This window comes from Streptomyces sp. NPDC051664, assembly GCF_044453545.1.
In the GTDB taxonomy this organism is placed as follows: domain Bacteria; phylum Actinomycetota; class Actinomycetes; order Streptomycetales; family Streptomycetaceae; genus Streptomyces.
Map to the genome: position 1 here is coordinate 345,971 of NZ_JBITCU010000007.1, position 16,139 is coordinate 362,109.

Below are 16,139 nucleotides of genomic sequence, written 5' to 3' on the forward strand. Positions count from 1 at the left end.
TTACCCACCTCCATCTCACAGCACACGCTCCGACGCCGTATTTTGTTCCTCTATGCGGCTGAACTTTTGTTGATCTGTGGCCAGTTGAGGGGGCAAGGGGCCTACCCTTCAACAGGTGAACCAGTCGATGTCCCGCGAGTCCGATCCCGAGCTGCCCGAGGAAGCCGCCCTGCCCGGCACGCTGCCCGAACCCCTGCGGGCCGAGCTGATCGCCTTCCGGCGTGATCTGCACATGCACCCCGAGCTCGGCAACCAGGAGTTCCGTACCACCGCGGCGATCAAGGCCCGGCTGGAGAAGGCCGGGCTCGAACCCCGGGTGCTCTCCACCGGGACCGGGCTGATCTGCGACGTGGGCACATCGGGAGTGGTGCGGAGCTCGGACGAGGGCGATGGCCGGCGGGCGGGCGACCCGCGGCCCATGCTCGCCCTGCGCGCGGACATCGACGCCCTGCCCATCCCGGACACCAAGACCGGCGTCCCCTACCGGTCCACCGTCCCCGACCGGGCGCACGCCTGTGGGCACGACATCCACACCACCACCGTCCTCGGCGCCGGGCTCGTCCTCGCCGAGCTCGACCGGCAGGGGCTGCTGCCGCACCCCGTTCGGCTGATCTTCCAGCCGGCCGAGGAGGTGCTGCCCGGTGGGGCGGCCGATGCGATCGAGGCAGGGGTGCTGGAAGGCGTCGGGCGGATCATCGCGGTGCACTGCGACCCGAGGGTCGATGTGGGGAGGATCGGGCTGCGGGCCGGGCCGATCACCTCGGCCTGCGACCGACTGGAGGTCACCCTGGACGGACCCGGCGGTCACACCGCCCGTCCGCATCTGACCACCGACCTGGTCACCGCCGCCGCGAAGGTGGCCACCGAGGTGCCCGCGCTGCTCGCCCGCCGGGTCGACGCCCGCTGGGGGCTCGCGGTCACCTGGGGGCGGCTGGTGGCCGGGCACACGTGCAATGTGATCCCGCAGCACGCCGAACTGTCCGGGACGGTCCGCTGCCTGGATCTGGCGGCGTGGCGGGAGGCGCCGGATCTGGTCCATGCCGCCATCGACGAGGTGGCCGGAATGCATCGGGCCAAGTCTGTGATCAACTACGTCCGTGGGGTCCCGCCGGTCGTGAACGACCCGGGGACGACCGAGCTGCTGGCCGCCGCCATGGCCGGGCGCCGCGGATCGTATGCGATCGAGGACACCGAGCAGAGCCTCGGCGGGGAGGACTTCTCCTGGTATCTGGAGCGCGTTCCCGGGGCCATGGCACGGCTCGGAGTGCGTACGTCCGGAGACACCCGGCGTCTTGACCTGCACCGCGGAGACTTCGATGCGGACGAGGAGGCGATCACTGTTGGCGTGGAGCTGTTCACCGCCGCGGCTTTGCTCGACGGCAACCGTTCGTAACCGGACAGGTCGCCGCCGGTTCGCGACGATCCGATAACGGCTTCCGTACAGGGCTTTATCTGACATCTACGCGCGTTACGATCGCGGCGAAACCAGCGCCGGAAGAGGCGCTTCGGTCAGGTTTGAAGGAGCCTTCCCTTGCGCCGGGTATCCAAGATCACCGCCGCGTGTGCCGTCACTGCGGCTCTCGCGCTCACCGCCACCGCGTGTGGCGAGTCGTCCGACGAGAGCACCAGCTCCGACAAGGGCCAGATGAAGATCGGCATGGCCTACGACGTGGGCGGCCGTGGCGACAACTCGTTCAACGACTCCGCCGCTCGCGGCCTGGACAAGGCCAAGGCCGAGTTCAAGGCCCAGACGAAGGAGCTCACCGCCAAGAACGGTGAGACCCCGGCCGACCGCGAGCAGCGCCTGCAGTCGCTCGCCGAGGGCGGCTACAACCCGGTCATCGCGATCGGCTTCGCGTACAAGGACGCGGTCGACAAGATCGCCCCGAAGTACCCGAAGGTCAACTTCGGTCTGGTCGACTCGGTCTCCGACGCCAAGAACGTCGCCTCCATCGTCTTCACCGAGGAGCAGGGCTCGTACCTCGCCGGTGTCGCGGCGGCGCTGAAGTCGAAGGACGGCCAGGTCGGCTTCATCGGCGGTGTGGACCTTCCGCTGATCAAGAAGTTCGCCGCGGGCTTCCAGCAGGGTGTCCTGGACACGAACCCGAAGGCCAAGGTGCAGATCCAGTACCTGTCCACCGGTTCGGACCTGTCCGGCTTCGGCAGCCCCGACAAGGGTGAGGCCGCCGCCAAGGGCATGCTCGACAAGGGTGCGGACGTCATCTTCGCCGCCGCGGGCGGTTCCGGTGCCGGTGCGATCGAGGCCGTCGCGGGCCAGAAGGGTGCCTGGTCCATCGGTGTCGACTCCGACCAGGCCCTGGACCCGGCGCTGGCGAAGTACAAGGACACGATCCTGACCTCGGTCGTCAAGAACGTCGATGCCGGTGTCTACGACCTGATCAAGTCCGTCAAGGACGGCAAGCCGCTGACCGGCGTCCAGACGTACTCCCTGGCCAAGGGCGGCGTCTCGCTGACCACCACGGGTGACCACCTCGCGGACATCCAGGCCAAGCTCGACGAGGCGAAGAAGAAGATCGTCGACGGCACGATCACGGTCAAGACCACGACCTGATCCAGCCCGTCGATCGGGGCCCGGGGGGAGCTGCTTCGGTTGCTCGCCCGGGCCCCGATTTCGCGTACGGCCTTCGGCAGCACGTCTCCGTAGTCGTACCGACACCGTCCGCCACCCGCTATCGGGTGGCCAACGATTCGGTGGCGCTACGCGCGTAGCGTCCGCCGGACGCGGTACCTTTTTTCGCCCCCACCGCCTCCGCCCTCCGCTCCTGCCAAGGAGAGTGCGTCATCAACGCGTCCAGCAGTCCCCATGCCGTGGAGCTCCGCGGCATCACCAAGCGGTTCCCCGGGGTCGTGGCCAACCACGACATCGACATCACCGTGCGCCGCGGCACCGTCCACGCTCTTGTCGGCGAGAACGGCGCCGGCAAGTCCACTCTGATGAAGATCCTGTACGGCATGCAGAAGCCGGACGAGGGCACCATCGCGGTGGACGGCGAGCAGGTCTCGTTCCACAACCCCGGAGACGCCATCGCACGCGGCATCGGCATGGTGCACCAGCACTTCATGCTCGCCGACTACCTGACCGTCCTGGAGAACGTCGTCCTCGGCTCCGAGAAGCTGTTCGGGATCGGCGACCGGGCCCGCGCCCGGATCAAGGAGATCTCCGACGCGTACGGCCTCGGCGTCCGCCCGGACGCCATGGTCGAGGACCTCGGCGTCGCCGACCGCCAGCGCGTGGAGATCCTCAAGGTCCTCTACCGCGGTGCCCGCACGCTGATCCTCGACGAGCCGACCGCCGTCCTCGTGCCGCAGGAGGTCGACGCACTCTTCGACAACCTGCGCGAGCTCAAGGCCGAGGGCCTGACCGTCATCTTCATCTCGCACAAGCTCGGCGAGGTCCTCTCCGTCGCCGACGAGATCACGGTGATCCGGCGCGGTACGACGGTGGGTACCGCCGACCCGGCGAACACCACGACCAAGCAGCTCGCCGAGCTGATGGTCGGCAGCGAACTGCCGTCGCCGGAGACCCGCGAGTCGACCGTCACCGACACGCCGATGCTCACCGTCGACGACCTGCGGCTGACCGCCACCGACCCGGACGGGGTGGTGCGTGCCGTGCTCGACGGCATCACCTTCACCATCCACAAGGGCGAGGTCCTCGGCATCGCGGGCGTCGAGGGCAACGGCCAGTCCGAACTGGTCGACGCCGTCATGGGGATGCGCTCCCTGGACCACGGGGTGCTCACCCTGGACGGCGCCGACATCTCCCGTACCCCGACGCGCAAGCGCCGCGAGGACGGTATGGCCGTCATCCCCGAGGACCGCCACCGGCACGGACTGCTGCTGGAGGCCCCGCTCTGGGAGAACCGCATCCTCGGTCATGTCACCGAGCGGCCCAACAGCAAGGGCGCGTTCCTCGACCTCAAGGCGGCCCGCGCCGACACCGAGCGGATCGTGCGCGAGTACGACGTCCGCACCCCCGGCATCGAGGTCACCGCGGCCTCGCTCTCCGGCGGCAACCAGCAGAAGCTGATCGTCGGCCGCGAGATGAGTCACTCCCCGAAGCTGCTGATCGCCGCGCACCCCACCCGGGGCGTGGACGTCGGCGCGCAGGCGCAGATCTGGGACCAGATCCGCGAGGCGCGCCACGAGGGTCTGGCAGTGCTGCTGATCTCCGCCGACCTGGACGAGCTGATCGGGCTCTCCGACACCCTGCGCGTCATGTACCGCGGCCGGCTGGTCGCGGACGCCGACCCGGCGACCATCACCCCGGAAGAGCTCGGCTCGGCGATGACGGGAGCGGCCAGCGGCCATCTCGAGGCGCCGGCCGAGTCCGGTACGGATGCGGAGTCCGGTCCGGACTCCGCCGACACCGACCCCCGGGACGGGGGAGAGGACCGATGAAGAAGTTCGACAAGGAGCGGCTGCTCCTGGGGATCGCGGCCCCCGTACTCGCGATCGTGGTCGCGTTCCTGGTGACCGCTCTCGTGCTGGCCGCCACCGGCAAGGAACCGTTCAGCGCGTTCGGCATCATGTTCGACTACGGGGTGAAGTCGGACAGCCAGGTCTACATCCTCAACAAGGCGACGACGTACTACCTCGCAGGTCTCGCGGTGGCCGTCGGCTTCCGGATGAACCTCTTCAACATCGGCGTCGACGGCCAGTACCGCCTCGCCGCCTTCTTCGCCGCCGCCGTCGGCGGCGCGCTGACCCTGCCGGGCGCCCTCCAGATCCCGCTGATCATCCTCACCGCGATGATCGTCGGCGCGATGTGGGCCGGCATCGCCGGTGTCCTCAAGGTCACCCGAGGTGTCAGCGAGGTCGTCTCGACGATCATGCTGAACGCCATCGCGACCGCCGTCATCGGCTACCTGCTCCAGCAAGGCCGCCTCGGTCACCTCGACGAGGCCGGCACGAAGATCTCCACCAAGCCGCTCCCGGAGTCCTCGCACTTCTTCGAGTTCCCGACCACCCCGACGCCCGTCTGGGGCTTCATCGTGGTCGCGGTCGTCGCGGGCATCGCCTACTGGTTCACGCTCTCGCGTACCCGGTTCGGCTTCGATCTGCGTACCGTCGGCCAGTCCGGCTCCGCGGCCGAGGCCAGCGGTGTCGACGTCAAGAAGATGATCGTCACGTCGATGCTGATCTCCGGCGCGGTGGCCGGCCTCATCGGCATGCCGACGCTGCTCAACGACAGCTACGAGTACAGCGGCGACTTCCCCATCGGTATCGGCTTCACCGGCATCGCCATCGCCCTCCTCGGCCGCAACCACCCCGTCGGCATCGCGCTCGGCGCGCTGCTCTGGGGCTTCCTGGAGCGCGGCACCGGAAAGCTCGAGTTCGAGGGGTACGACAAGGAGATCGTCGGCGTCATCCAGGGCGTCATCGTCCTGTGCGTCGTCATCGCGTACGAAGTCGTCCGCCGCTACGGACTCAAGCGCCAGCAGAGCAAGGTCGGCGCGGAACTCGCCGCACAGGCCGCCCGTAACTCCGACCAGCAGGAGGTGTCGGCGTGACCGCCACGGCGACTTCCACCACGCCACCCGCGGCCCCCAAGGTCTCCGGTGGCAGCGGCCGCACCCGCCTCTCCTTCCCCGTCGTCCTGCTGATCGTCGCGGGCGCGCTGCTCGCGCTGTCCGCGGTGCGCGCCATCACCGGCGCCCAGGACGTCACCTCCGCCGGGCAGATCAGCGCGGCGCTCGCGATGGCCGTGCCGATCGGGCTCGCCGGTCTCGGCGGCCTGTGGGCCGAGCGAGCCGGTGTGGTCAACATCGGCCTCGAGGGCATGATGATCCTCGGCACGTTCTTCGGCGCCTGGGCCGGCTGGCAGACCAGCCCCTGGCTCGGCGTGCTTGCCGGGGTCATCGGCGGCATGCTCGGCGGGCTGCTGCACGCCGTCGCGACCGTCACCTTCGGCGTCGACCACATCATCTCCGGTATCGCCATCAACATCCTGGCGCTCGGGTTCACCACCTACTTCGCCAAGCTCTGGTTCAACACGGGTGACGCGGCGGCCAAGGGTGGCAGCCCCAAGCAGTCACCGCCTGCCGACGACATCACCTCGGTGACGATCCCCGGCCTGTCGGACTGGCTGCACTCGATCGAGAAGCACCACTGGTTCTTCGTCTCCGACGTGGCCGGTGTCATCGGCGGTCTGATCACCAATGTGTCGCTGCTGACGATCCTGGCCGCGGTCCTCTTCGTCGTGACCTTCTTCGTCATGTGGAAGACCCCGTTCGGGCTGCGGCTGCGCTCGTGCGGCGAGAACCCGGTCGCCGCCGAGTCGCTCGGCGTGAACGTCTACCGCTACAAGTACATCGCGGTGATCATCTCGGGCGGCATGGCCGGACTCGGCGGTGCGTTCCTCTCCCTGGTGACCTCGCACATCTACAACGAGGGCCAGACCGGCGGCCGCGGATACATCGGTCTCGCCGCGATGATCTTCGGCAACTGGCGGCCCGGCGGACTCGCCATGGGAGCGGGCCTGTTCGGCTTCGCCGACGCGCTCCAGCTGCGCAACGGCGGCGAGTCCGTCCACGCGCTGCTGCTCCTGCTGTTCGTCGTGCTGGCCGTGCTCGCCGCCTGGAAGCTCTACCGCAAGAGCTTCGTCCAGGGCACGGTCAGCGCCGTCATCGCCGCAGCTGTGCTGGTGTGGTACCTCGCCACGGACACGGTGCCCACCGAGTTCGTGAGCGCCACCCCGTACATCGTCACGCTGCTCGTCCTCTCGCTCTCCGCGCAGCGGCTGCGGATGCCGAAGGCGGACGGCATGCGGTACCGGAAGGGCCAGGGCAAGTGACCGCGGCCGCTGACGTCGACTGGGACGCCCTGCGCGTCGCCGCCCGGGACGCCATGTCCCGGGCGTACGCCCCCTACTCCGGCTACCCGGTAGGCGTCGCGGCGCGCGTCGACGACGGCCGCACGGTGGTCGGCTGCAACGTCGAGAACGCCTCGTACGGACTGAGCCTGTGCGCCGAGTGCGGCCTGGTCTCGCAGCTCAACGCCACGGGCGGTGGCCGTCTGACCCACTTCACCTGTGTCGACGGGACGGGCTCGATCCTGGTCCCGTGCGGCAGGTGCCGGCAGCTGCTGTACGAGTTCGGCGGACCGGAGCTCGTCCTGGAGACCCCGGACGGCCTCCGCACGCTCGACGAGATGCTGCCGCAGGCCTTCGGCCCGGACCATCTGAAGTAGAACCGCTGTGGCCCTCCCGTCCGTTGGGAGGGCCACACCCGTATCCACCCTCTATGCGCGTAGAGTCATTCGGGACTCCTGCGTACGTACCGGCCGGAAGGACTCCCAGGACATGGACGCCATCTCCGTCATCCGCACCAAGCGCGACCGGGGCGAGTTGACCCCCGAGCAGATCGACTGGGTCATCGACGCCTACACCCGCGGCGAGGTCGCCGACGAGCAGATGTCCGCACTGGCCATGGCGATCCTGCTGAACGGTATGAACCGTACGGAGATCGCCCGCTGGACCGCCGCCATGATCGCCTCCGGCGAGCGGATGAACTTCGACTCGCTCTCCCGCCCCACCACCGACAAGCACTCCACCGGCGGCGTCGGCGACAAGATCACCCTGCCGCTCGCCCCGCTCGTCGCGGCCTGCGGAGCCGCCGTGCCCCAGCTCAGCGGCCGCGGTCTCGGCCACACCGGCGGCACCCTCGACAAGCTGGAGTCCATCCCCGGCTGGCGCGCCCACCTCTCGAACGCCGAGATGCTCGACGTCCTGGACACCACCGGCGCCGTGATCTGCGCCGCCGGTGACGGTCTGGCCCCCGCCGACAAGAAGCTGTACGCGCTCCGCGATGTCACCGGCACCGTCGAGGCCATCCCGCTGATCGCCAGCTCGATCATGTCCAAGAAGATCGCCGAGGGCACCGGCGCGCTGGTCCTGGACGTCAAGGTCGGCTCCGGCGCCTTCATGAAGACCATCGAGGACGCCCGTGAACTGGCCTCCACCATGGTCGCGCTGGGCACCGACAGCGGCGTACGGACGGTCGCGCTCCTCACCGACATGGCCACCCCGCTCGGCCTGACCGCGGGCAACGCCCTGGAGGTCCGCGAGTCGGTCGAGGTCCTGGCCGGCGGCGGCCCCAGGGACGTCATCGACCTCACCCTCGCCCTGGCCCGCGAGATGCTCGACGCGGCCGGACTCAAGGACGCCGACCCGGAGAAGGCCCTGGCCGACGGCTCCGCGATGGACGTCTGGCGCCGGATGATCTCCGCCCAGGGCGGCGACCCGGACGCCACGCTCCCGGTCGCCCGGGAACAGCATGTGGTGGCGGCCCACACCTCCGGCGTACTGACCCGTCTCGACGCGTACGACATCGGCGTCGCCGCCTGGCGCCTCGGCGCAGGCCGGGCCCGCAAGGAGGACCCGGTGCAGGCGGGCGCGGGCATCGAAATGCACGCCAAGCCGGGCGACACGGTGACCAAGGGCCAGCGGCTGCTGACGCTGCACACGGACACCCCGGAGAAGTTCGAGTACGCGCTGAAGGCCCTGCCCGGGTCGTTCGACATCGCCCCGGCCGGCACGGAGTTCACCGCCACCCCGGTGGTGCGGGAACGTATCGCCTGACCTGCGGATTGCTCGTACGGGTGAACGGGACCGGTGGACTGCCGCCGGTCCCGTCCGGGTCCTGGACGCGGTGGAGTACGGCGAGAGGCTGACGTTGCCGGAGCCGTTCCGGCCGGATCTGGACACCGGGGTCTTCCCGGTCAGCTGAGAAGCCGCGTCGCGCAGCGATGAGTTCCGGCCGTTGCGGCGGTCTCCTTCGTGTGGATCCCATGACCCCGAAGGCTCTGGTCATCGCCGGTCGCGTCACCGGGCCCGACGTGCCGGCGCTCTGCGCCGAGCTGGAGTCCCTGCTGTACGACCCCGGGGGCAGGGCCCGTGAGCCGGACGCCGGGGTGGACTGCGACGTGGGCGGGGTCGTACAGGTGGATCTGGTCCTGGTCGAGGCGATAGCGCGACTGGGGCTCGTCGCGCGCCGGGCGGGCGGCAGGCGGCTGCGGCTGCGCAATGTGCCGCCCGAACTGCGCAAGCTGCTGGACCTGGTGGGGCTGGCCGACGTCGTGAACGTGGAGGAGCGGTGCCGGGACTGAGCCCCCGGCCCCGCACCGCTCAGTCCGCCTCCGGCGCAGCCCGCAGCCGTATGCCGCGCCTCACGCCGCGTCGGCCTCGAGGTGGTCCGGCAGACCGAAGAGCGGGAACCAGCGTGGCGTGTCCAGGAAGCAGTGCAGTCCGGTGATCGCACCGTCCGAGATGTCGATGACCTGCACCGCCCATGGCACGAAGCCCGGGCCGTCCGGATTCGGTTTGTAGTGGGCGAACGCCGGGGTGCCGTTCGCCACGGTCGCCACCAGGCGGGAGCCCTCGCAGCTCGCGCCGAGGGAGACCATGAAGCCGGTGATGTCGTCGTGTCCCTGGAGCCAGAGGTCGAACGGCGGCATCGTCATCACGGCGTCCTCATGGAGCAGCGCGGTCAGCGCTGCCATGTCGTAGCCCTCGAACGCCGCCACGTACCGCTCGAGGAGCTTGCGCTGCTCCTCGTCGAGCGGGTCCGCGGTGTCGGCGGTCAGTCCCCCGTTCTCGCCGAGGGTCGCCCTGGCCCGCTGCAGGGCGCTGTTGACCGAGGCGACCGAGGTGTCGAGCAGCTCGGCGACCTCGCTCGCCTTCCAGGCCAGCACCTCGCGCAGGATCAGCACGGCCCGCTGCTTGGGCGGCAGATGCTGCAGCGCGGCGACGAATGCGAGGCGCACCGACTCCCGTGCCACTGCGGCCTCCGCCGGGTCGGCCACCGACGGCAGGATCCGCCCGTCCGGCATCGGCTCCAGCCAGATGTTCTCCGGCAGTGGGTTGAGCGCGGCCTGGGCGAGCGGTGTCGGGCCCGTCAGATCGACCGGGCGGGCCCGCTTCTTCCCCGCGTTCAGCATGTCCAGGCAGACGTTGGTGGCGATCCGGTACAGCCAGGAGCGCAGCGAGGAACGGCCCTCGAACTTCTCGAAGTTGCGCCAGGCACGCACCAGCGTGTCCTGTACGGCATCCTCCGCCTCGAAGGCCGAGCCGAGCATCCGGTAGCAGTAACCGGTCAGCTCGACCCGGTGTCCCTCCAGACGGCTGTCGATGTCCGTTGCTGCCGTCAGATCACTCATTGCTCCACCCCTGTTGCACTGAGACACCACTCACTCGGCACTTCGGAAGCTACAGGAGGGCACTGACAACGGGGGTGGGAAGGAGCGAAGCGGCGTGTGTTCCGGTCACGTTCCGGGCTTGCGCCCGTACACGTACACGTCGTCGCCGTTCTTCAGCAGATTCCAGTAGGCCTTCGCGTCCGCGTCCCGCATGTTGACGCAGCCGTGCGACCCCGGCGGGTTCCACATCTTCAGACCGACCGAGTGGAACGCCTGCCCGCCGTCGAAGAACTGCGAGTACGGCATCCACACGTGGTACAGCGACGACCAGTGTTTGATGTGCCGCAGGTAGATCTTCTTCGCCCCGGTGCGGGTCTCGTATCCGTTCCGCCCGCTGCGGATCGGCACCGGACCGTACTTCAGCTTGGCGCCGTCCTGGATCCAGCTCAGCTGCCGGGTCAGGTCCACACACGCGATGCGCCCCTTGTTGGTGGGGCACTTCTTGTCCTTGTCGGGGTTCTTGCCGGCCGCCTTCTGGGCCGTGAGCGTCTTCATCGTCTGCCAGGTGATCGGCCCCGCGTACCCGATGTCCGGGGTGATCCCGTAGGTGCGCTGGAACGACTGGATCGCCTTGCAGTCGGCCGACGACTGCTTGCCGTCGACCGTCCGGTGCAGGTACTTCTCGACCTGCTTCTGGTACGGCCCGGTGGACGTGGTGCAGGATGCCGCCTGCGCGGAGGCGCCCGATCCGAGCACGAGCGCCGGTGCTGCCATCAGTCCGGCGACGGACAGCGCGACCGCGCGCCGCATCCGGACTCCCCGTATGTTCCCTACGACTCCCATGTACGCCAACTCCCCTTCGCGCGCTGTGCGGTGGTTCCGCCTGCTAGACGCGCGTCGGGGAGTGGATGGTTGTGCGCCCTATGTCTCAGTTCTGTACGGACGCCACCGGTACGAGCCGGCGTCGTTCGGCGCGGGCGACCCGCGACCCGTACAGCGTGATCGAGACGACGCCGAGGACCGCGAGCAGTCCCATCGACACCGTGCCCGCCCAGCCACCGGCGTGGAAGGCGATCGCGCCGAGCGTGCCGCCCGCGCTGGAGCCCAGGTAGTACGCGGACTGGTAGAGCGCCGACGCCTGCGCTCGGCCCTTCGTCGCGGTCCGGCTCACGGACGACGAGGCGACCGCGTGCCCGGCGAAGAAGCCCGCCGTGATCAGGACCAGGCCGAGCAGCACGGCGGTCAGCTGGTCGGCGAGCGAGAGCAGCAGACCGGTGGCCGTGGTGGAGACGGCCAGGTAGAGCGCGCCCCGGCGGCCGAGCCGGGCGACGAGCCGGCCGGCCGCGGCCGACGACACCGTACCGACGAGGTAGACCAGGAAGATCGAGCCGATGACGCCCTGCGGGAGATTGAACGGTTCGCCGATCAGCCGGTAGCCGATCACCGTGTAGACCGCGCCGAACACCGTCATGAACAGGGCGCCGATCGCGTACAGCCTGCGCAGCAGCGGATCGGCGAGGTGTCCGCCCACCGTCTTCGCCAGGGCCTTGGGGTTCAGCGTGCCGGGCGTGAAGTTACGGGCCTTCGGGATCATGAAGTGGAAGACGACCGCGCAGGCCACGGCCAGCAGTCCGACCGCGCCGAGGGCCGCCCGCCAGCCCCACAGCTGGGCGATCCAGCCGGTGAGGATGCGGCCGCTCATGCCGCCGATGCTGTTGCCCGCCACGAACAGTCCGATCGCGGCGACGAGTGCCTTCGGCCGTACCTCCTCGGCCAGGTACGCCATCGCGGAGGCGGGCAGCCCGGCCAGGGCCGCGCCCTGGACGGCGCGCAGGGCGATCAGCCAGCCGAGCGAGGGGGCGAACGGCACGAGCAGGCCCACCAGTACGGCGACCGTCAGCGACGCGGTCATCAGCTGCCGCCGTCCGAACCGCTCGGAGAGCGCACTCATCGGCAGCACACACAGTGCCAGCGCACCCGTCGCCGCGGAGACCGTCCAGCTGGCCTGGCCGGCCGAGGCGCCGAAACCGGCGGAGACGGCGGGCAGCAGCGCCTGGGTGGAGTAGAGGAGTGCGAACGTCGCGACACCGGCGGCGAAGAGCGCGAAGCTCATCCGGCGGTAGCCGGGACCGCCGGGCTCCAGCCGGCCCGGAACGGCGGCGGCAGCGGGCACGACGGGTGATGACGGGGCTGAGGCGTCCAGCGTGAGGGTGGACGCCTTGGTACTGGCAGGAGGCATACCTCGAAAGTAGATCGCTCCGATTCATGCGTCCAATGCACGAACTTGCGATAATCAATCCCATGGTGCATGAACGCAGCTCACAGCCTCGGCTGTCACCGAGTAGTTACGAAGAAGACATTCGCGCGGTCCTCGCGCCGCGGCTCGCGTACTTCGAGGCGGTGGCCCGCCACGAGCACGTCACCCGCGCCGCGCACGAGCTCGGCGTCCCGCAGTCCACGCTGTCGCGGGCGATGGCCAGGCTGGAACAGGACCTGGGCGTCGCCCTGTTCGCCCGCAAGGGCCGTACGGTCTCCCTCACCCCCGCGGGCCGCACCTTCCTGGGCTCCGCCGAGCGGGCCCTCGCCGAGGTGGAGCGGGCCGCGGACTCGGTACGGGCCGACGCCGACCCGACGGCGGGCAAGGTGGCCTTCGGCTTCCTGCACACGATGGGCTCCGAGACCGTTCCCGCGCTGATCCGCGCCTTCCGCGCCGACCACCCCCGCGTGCGATTCCAGCTCGTGCAGAACTACGGCGAGGCGATGATCGAGCGGCTCCGGGCCGGCGGCCTCGACCTCTGCCTCACCTCGCCCGTCCCGGACGCCCCCGACCTCGTCACCCGCCGCCTCGACGAGCAGCGGCTGCGCCTCGTCGTCCCCGACGACCACCGCCTCGCCTCCCGCAGGCGTGTCCGCCTGGCCGAGGCCGCCGATGAGGCGTTCGTGACCCTGGAACCGGGGTACGGCCTGCGGCGGATCACCGACGACCTGTGCGCGGAGGCGGGCTTCACGCCCCGCGTGGCGTTCGAGGGTGAGGAGGCGGAGACCCTGCGCGGCCTGGTGGCCGCCGGCCTCGGCGTGGCCCTGCTGCCGCCGCCCGCGGTGGCCCGCCCGGGCGTCGTCGAACTGACGGTCACGGCCCCGCGTGCGGCCCGCGAGATCGGCGTGGCCTGGCTGGACGGCCACCCGGACACACCCCCGGTGGCGGCGTTCAAACAGTTCCTGCTGTCGCGCCGGGGGCATCTGCTGCCCGACTGACGGGCGGTAGTGCGTGCGAAGTCATGCAGCGCATTCCGGGTGTCCAGGATCGGGCCGCGGCGTGAAGCCCTTTCGAGGGGAGTGCTGCTCTGCCGCCCCTGACACCTCGGGCGTCCCGCGCGCCCTAGGACTTCAACGACCGCCCGAACCCCGCGGCCAACGGCATCCGCAGCCCCAGCGGCGGGGGCGCCGCCAGGGCGTCGGCGACCGGGCGGGCGTAGGTCCGCCCGAACAGCGATCCCCGTATGAAGTCCACCGCCAGCGCCACCACTTCGGCGCGGTGCTGGCGCAGGGCGTGGCCGTCCGAGTGGACCTCGAAGCGGCAGGTGTTCCGATTGGCCTTCTTGGCGCGCTGGGCCAGGCGGAACGACAACTCGGGGTCGGAGCGTGCGTCGTTCGTGCCGTGGACGAGCAATACCTGGCGGCCCAGCAGATGTTTCACCGGCTCCTGCTCCGCCGACGGGTCCTCGGGCAGCCAAGGGGCCATCGCCAGCACCGAGTTGACCGCTGGATGGCCGCCCGCGCGCAGCGCCGCACGGCCGCCCATGCCGTGCCCGGCCAGGCAGACGGGGACGTCGCCGTACCGTCGTACGACCTCCTCCACCGCCCACTCGGCGTCCGCCGCGAACTGCGCGTCCGTGGCGTTCCAGCCGCGGCAGCGGTAGTGCACGACATGCGCGGCCAGCCCGTCGTCCTGGCCGGCGCGGGCCAGGGTGCGGGCGAGCGGCAACTGGAGCGCGTACGACAGAGAGGAGGGGCGGCGGTGCGAGTCGGCCTCGCCGTCCGGGAGCAGCAGGACCACGCCGCTGACCGCAGGTTGTGCTCCGGCCGTCTTCACGGCCCGTCCCAGCCTCGCAGCAGGCAGGGGGAGTGCGCGCTGTGCCATGACAGAACAGTGTCAGAAGGGCAGGTGTACTCCACCCGTATTCGCGGTCACTGTTACGTATCGGCGTGCGACGCTCTACGCGCGTAGGCGCTAGAGTGCCCAGATGATGAGCCCGACCCTCCATGTGCCCGGCCCCGACCAGATCCGGCGCGCCCCCAAGGTGCTGCTCCACGACCACCTCGACGGCGGTCTGCGTCCCGGCACGATCATCGACCTGGCCCGTGACGCGGGCTACGAAGCCCTTCCCGAGACCGAAGCGGACAAGCTCGGCATCTGGTTCCGCGAGGCGGCCGACTCCGGCTCGCTGGAGCGCTACCTGGAGACGTTCGCCCACACCTGTGCCGTCATGCAGACCCGCGAGGCCCTGGTCCGGGTGGCCGCGGAGTGCGCCGAGGACCTCGCCGCGGACGGCGTCGTCTACGCGGAGGTGCGGTACGCCCCCGAGCAGCACCTGGAAGCCGGGCTGACCCTCGAAGAGGTCGTCGAGGCGGTCAACGAGGGCTTCCGCGAGGGTGAGCGCCGGGCCCGGCTGGACGGCAACCGGATCCGGGTGGGCGCCCTTCTCACCGCGATGCGGCACGCCGCCCGCGCCCTGGAGATCGCCGAACTCGCCAACCGCTACCGGGATCTGGGCGTCGTGGGCTTCGACATCGCGGGTGCCGAGGCGGGCTACCCGCCCACCCGTCACCTCGACGCCTTCGAGTTCCTCAAGCGCGAGAACAACCACTTCACCATCCACGCGGGCGAGGCCTTCGGTCTGCCGTCGATCTGGCAGGCGCTCCAGTGGTGCGGCGCCGACCGGCTCGGCCACGGCGTCCGCATCATCGACGACATCGAGGTCGCCGAGGACGGCAGTGTGACGCTCGGCCGTCTTGCCTCGTACGTACGGGACAAGCGCATCCCGCTGGAGATGTGCCCGACCTCCAACCTCCAGACCGGCGCCGCCGCCTCGTACGCCGAGCACCCGATCGGGCTGTTGCGAAGGCTGCACTTCCGGGCCACCGTGAATACGGACAACCGGCTGATGAGCGGTACGAGCATGAGCCAGGAATTCGAGCGGCTGACCGAGACCTTCGGATACACGCTCGACGACATTCAGTGGTTCACAGTCAATGCGATGAAATCAGCATTCATTCCTTTCGATGAACGTCTGGCGATGATCAATGACGTGATCAAGCCTGGATACGCCGAGCTGAAGTCGGAATGGCTTTTCGAGCAGACCGCTGCGACCAGCGCATCTTCCGCTTCCGCGGGCTGAATCACGCTTCTGTGACAAACGGCCGGGAAGATCAGATCCCGGCCGTTTGCCGCGTCCGCCATGTTTGCGGGACGGGTAGCGCGCTGGCTAGTTTGCAGAGCCGCTCGCATCCCCTTCCCCAAGGATGAATTTCACATGAAGCAGTCTGCTGCCAGGACTCTCGGTGTCGCCGCTCTCGGTGCCGCTTTCGCCGCTGCCGCCGCCGGTACGGCCTCCGCCGCCGCGCTTCCCCTCGACGCCGCGACCTCCGCTCTGCCGACCGCGGCCCTGCCGATCGCCGGCGCCGCACTGGGGAGCGCCACGCAGTCCCTGCCGGTTCAGGACACGGCCACGAAGCTCCTCGGCAGTGGCCAGACCGAGATCCTCAACGACGCCACCGCCCCGGCCAAGGGCCTGCTCGGCGGGCTGCCCGCCGGTGGTGTGTCCACCAGCGGTCTGTCGACCAACGGTCTTCCGCTCGGCGGCTGACCCTCGCACATACGTGAGTGGGGGGGGGGGGGGGGGGGGGGGGGGGGGGGGGGGGGGGGGGGGGGGGGGGGGGGGGGGGGGGGGGGGGGGGGGGGGGGGGGCGGGGGGGGGGGG

The 16,139-nt window shown here is 70.0% G+C and carries 15 protein-coding genes and 1 pseudogene; 12 read left to right on the forward strand and 4 right to left on the reverse strand.

The features are described 5' to 3' along the window. Positions 1-127: 127 nt before the first annotated feature. The 9 genes and pseudogenes from ACIA8E_RS16955 to ACIA8E_RS16995 all read left to right on the forward strand — a co-directional run bounded on the left by ACIA8E_RS16955 (position 128) and on the right by ACIA8E_RS16995 (position 9,129). The gene (locus tag ACIA8E_RS16955) at positions 128-1,393 is read left to right on the forward strand and encodes an amidohydrolase (RefSeq protein WP_399298721.1); all 1,266 of its coding nucleotides are present in this window, start codon (positions 128-130) and stop codon (positions 1,391-1,393) included. 138 nt (positions 1,394-1,531) lie between these two features. Further along, on the forward strand, positions 1,532-2,572 hold the full coding sequence (locus ACIA8E_RS16960) for a BMP family ABC transporter substrate-binding protein (protein WP_354393635.1): 1,041 nt from the start codon (positions 1,532-1,534) through the stop codon (positions 2,570-2,572). 257 nt (positions 2,573-2,829) lie between these two features. After that, positions 2,830-4,422 (forward strand): ABC transporter ATP-binding protein, encoded by a 1,593-nt coding sequence (locus tag ACIA8E_RS16965; RefSeq protein WP_399298672.1) that lies wholly within the window; start codon positions 2,830-2,832, stop codon positions 4,420-4,422. Beyond that, positions 4,419-5,534, forward strand: a complete 1,116-nt coding sequence (locus ACIA8E_RS16970) for an ABC transporter permease (protein WP_030914597.1) — start codon at positions 4,419-4,421, stop codon at positions 5,532-5,534. Before ACIA8E_RS16965 ends, ACIA8E_RS16970 begins: the two co-directional genes overlap by 4 nt. Next, on the forward strand, positions 5,531-6,817 hold the full coding sequence (locus ACIA8E_RS16975; protein ID WP_399298675.1) for an ABC transporter permease: 1,287 nt from the start codon (positions 5,531-5,533) through the stop codon (positions 6,815-6,817). The genes ACIA8E_RS16970 and ACIA8E_RS16975 overlap by 4 nt, the downstream gene beginning before the upstream one ends. After that, positions 6,814-7,212 (forward strand): cytidine deaminase, encoded by a 399-nt coding sequence (locus ACIA8E_RS16980; protein ID WP_399298677.1) that lies wholly within the window; start codon positions 6,814-6,816, stop codon positions 7,210-7,212. The genes ACIA8E_RS16975 and ACIA8E_RS16980 overlap by 4 nt, the downstream gene beginning before the upstream one ends. Before the next feature lie 112 nt (positions 7,213-7,324). After that, positions 7,325-8,602 (forward strand): thymidine phosphorylase, encoded by a 1,278-nt coding sequence (locus ACIA8E_RS16985; protein WP_326817635.1) that lies wholly within the window; start codon positions 7,325-7,327, stop codon positions 8,600-8,602. A 46-nt stretch (positions 8,603-8,648) separates the two neighbouring features. Continuing rightward, positions 8,649-8,750: pseudogene (locus ACIA8E_RS16990) on the forward strand (Uma2 family endonuclease); the annotation flags it as partial. A gap of 61 nt (positions 8,751-8,811) precedes the next feature. Continuing rightward, entirely contained in the window at positions 8,812-9,129 is a 318-nt protein-coding gene (locus ACIA8E_RS16995; protein WP_399298679.1) for an STAS domain-containing protein, read from the forward strand. Between the two features lie 60 nt (positions 9,130-9,189). Here the strand turns inward: ACIA8E_RS16995 and ACIA8E_RS17000 are convergent, their stop codons facing one another. From ACIA8E_RS17000 to ACIA8E_RS17010, 3 genes are all read right to left on the reverse strand, one after another. Further along, positions 9,190-10,179 (reverse strand): sigma-70 family RNA polymerase sigma factor, encoded by a 990-nt coding sequence (locus ACIA8E_RS17000; RefSeq protein WP_399298681.1) that lies wholly within the window; start codon positions 10,177-10,179, stop codon positions 9,190-9,192. A gap of 105 nt (positions 10,180-10,284) precedes the next feature. After that, entirely contained in the window at positions 10,285-10,968 is a 684-nt protein-coding gene (locus ACIA8E_RS17005; RefSeq protein ID WP_399298683.1) for a L,D-transpeptidase family protein, read from the reverse strand. Between the two features lie 118 nt (positions 10,969-11,086). Then, positions 11,087-12,397, reverse strand: a complete 1,311-nt coding sequence (locus ACIA8E_RS17010) for an MFS transporter (RefSeq protein ID WP_399298685.1) — start codon at positions 12,395-12,397, stop codon at positions 11,087-11,089. A gap of 62 nt (positions 12,398-12,459) precedes the next feature. Here ACIA8E_RS17010 and ACIA8E_RS17015 point away from each other — a divergent pair, with 62 nt between their 5' ends. Further along, complete coding sequence (locus tag ACIA8E_RS17015; protein ID WP_399298687.1) at positions 12,460-13,413, forward strand: LysR family transcriptional regulator; 954 nt, start codon at positions 12,460-12,462, stop codon at positions 13,411-13,413. 124 nt (positions 13,414-13,537) lie between these two features. Here ACIA8E_RS17015 and ACIA8E_RS17020 read toward each other — a convergent pair whose 3' ends face one another. Continuing rightward, positions 13,538-14,299, reverse strand: a complete 762-nt coding sequence (locus ACIA8E_RS17020; protein ID WP_399298689.1) for an alpha/beta hydrolase — start codon at positions 14,297-14,299, stop codon at positions 13,538-13,540. A gap of 103 nt (positions 14,300-14,402) precedes the next feature. Here ACIA8E_RS17020 and ACIA8E_RS17025 point away from each other — a divergent pair, with 103 nt between their 5' ends. Together ACIA8E_RS17025 and ACIA8E_RS17030 are read left to right on the forward strand one after the other, a co-directional pair. Next, positions 14,403-15,557 carry an adenosine deaminase gene (locus ACIA8E_RS17025; protein ID WP_399298691.1) on the forward strand — a complete coding sequence of 385 codons (1,155 nt, stop codon included), beginning with the start codon at positions 14,403-14,405 and terminating at the stop codon, positions 15,555-15,557. A 135-nt stretch (positions 15,558-15,692) separates the two neighbouring features. Further along, positions 15,693-16,025 carry a hypothetical protein gene (locus ACIA8E_RS17030; protein WP_399298693.1) on the forward strand — a complete coding sequence of 111 codons (333 nt, stop codon included), beginning with the start codon at positions 15,693-15,695 and terminating at the stop codon, positions 16,023-16,025. Positions 16,026-16,139: the final 114 nt, after the last annotated feature.

Excerpts from the sequence above, each read along its gene's own strand:
- ACIA8E_RS16955 (WP_399298721.1), top strand. The coding sequence starts at position 128 with ATGTCCCGCGAGTCCGATCCCGAGCTGCCCGAGGAAGCCGCCCTGCCC.
- ACIA8E_RS16970 (WP_030914597.1), top strand. The coding sequence starts at position 4,419 with ATGAAGAAGTTCGACAAGGAGCGGCTGCTCCTGGGGATCGCGGCCCCC.
- ACIA8E_RS16985 (WP_326817635.1), top strand. The coding sequence starts at position 7,325 with ATGGACGCCATCTCCGTCATCCGCACCAAGCGCGACCGGGGCGAGTTG.
- ACIA8E_RS16995 (WP_399298679.1), top strand. The coding sequence starts at position 8,812 with ATGACCCCGAAGGCTCTGGTCATCGCCGGTCGCGTCACCGGGCCCGAC.
- ACIA8E_RS17000 (WP_399298681.1), bottom strand. The coding sequence starts at position 10,179 with ATGAGTGATCTGACGGCAGCAACGGACATCGACAGCCGTCTGGAGGGA.
- ACIA8E_RS17005 (WP_399298683.1), bottom strand. The coding sequence starts at position 10,968 with ATGCGGCGCGCGGTCGCGCTGTCCGTCGCCGGACTGATGGCAGCACCG.
- ACIA8E_RS17010 (WP_399298685.1), bottom strand. The coding sequence starts at position 12,397 with ATGCCTCCTGCCAGTACCAAGGCGTCCACCCTCACGCTGGACGCCTCA.
- ACIA8E_RS17015 (WP_399298687.1), top strand. The coding sequence starts at position 12,460 with ATGGTGCATGAACGCAGCTCACAGCCTCGGCTGTCACCGAGTAGTTAC.
- ACIA8E_RS17020 (WP_399298689.1), bottom strand. The coding sequence starts at position 14,299 with ATGGCACAGCGCGCACTCCCCCTGCCTGCTGCGAGGCTGGGACGGGCC.
- ACIA8E_RS17025 (WP_399298691.1), top strand. The coding sequence starts at position 14,403 with ATGATGAGCCCGACCCTCCATGTGCCCGGCCCCGACCAGATCCGGCGC.
- ACIA8E_RS17030 (WP_399298693.1), top strand. The coding sequence starts at position 15,693 with ATGAAGCAGTCTGCTGCCAGGACTCTCGGTGTCGCCGCTCTCGGTGCC.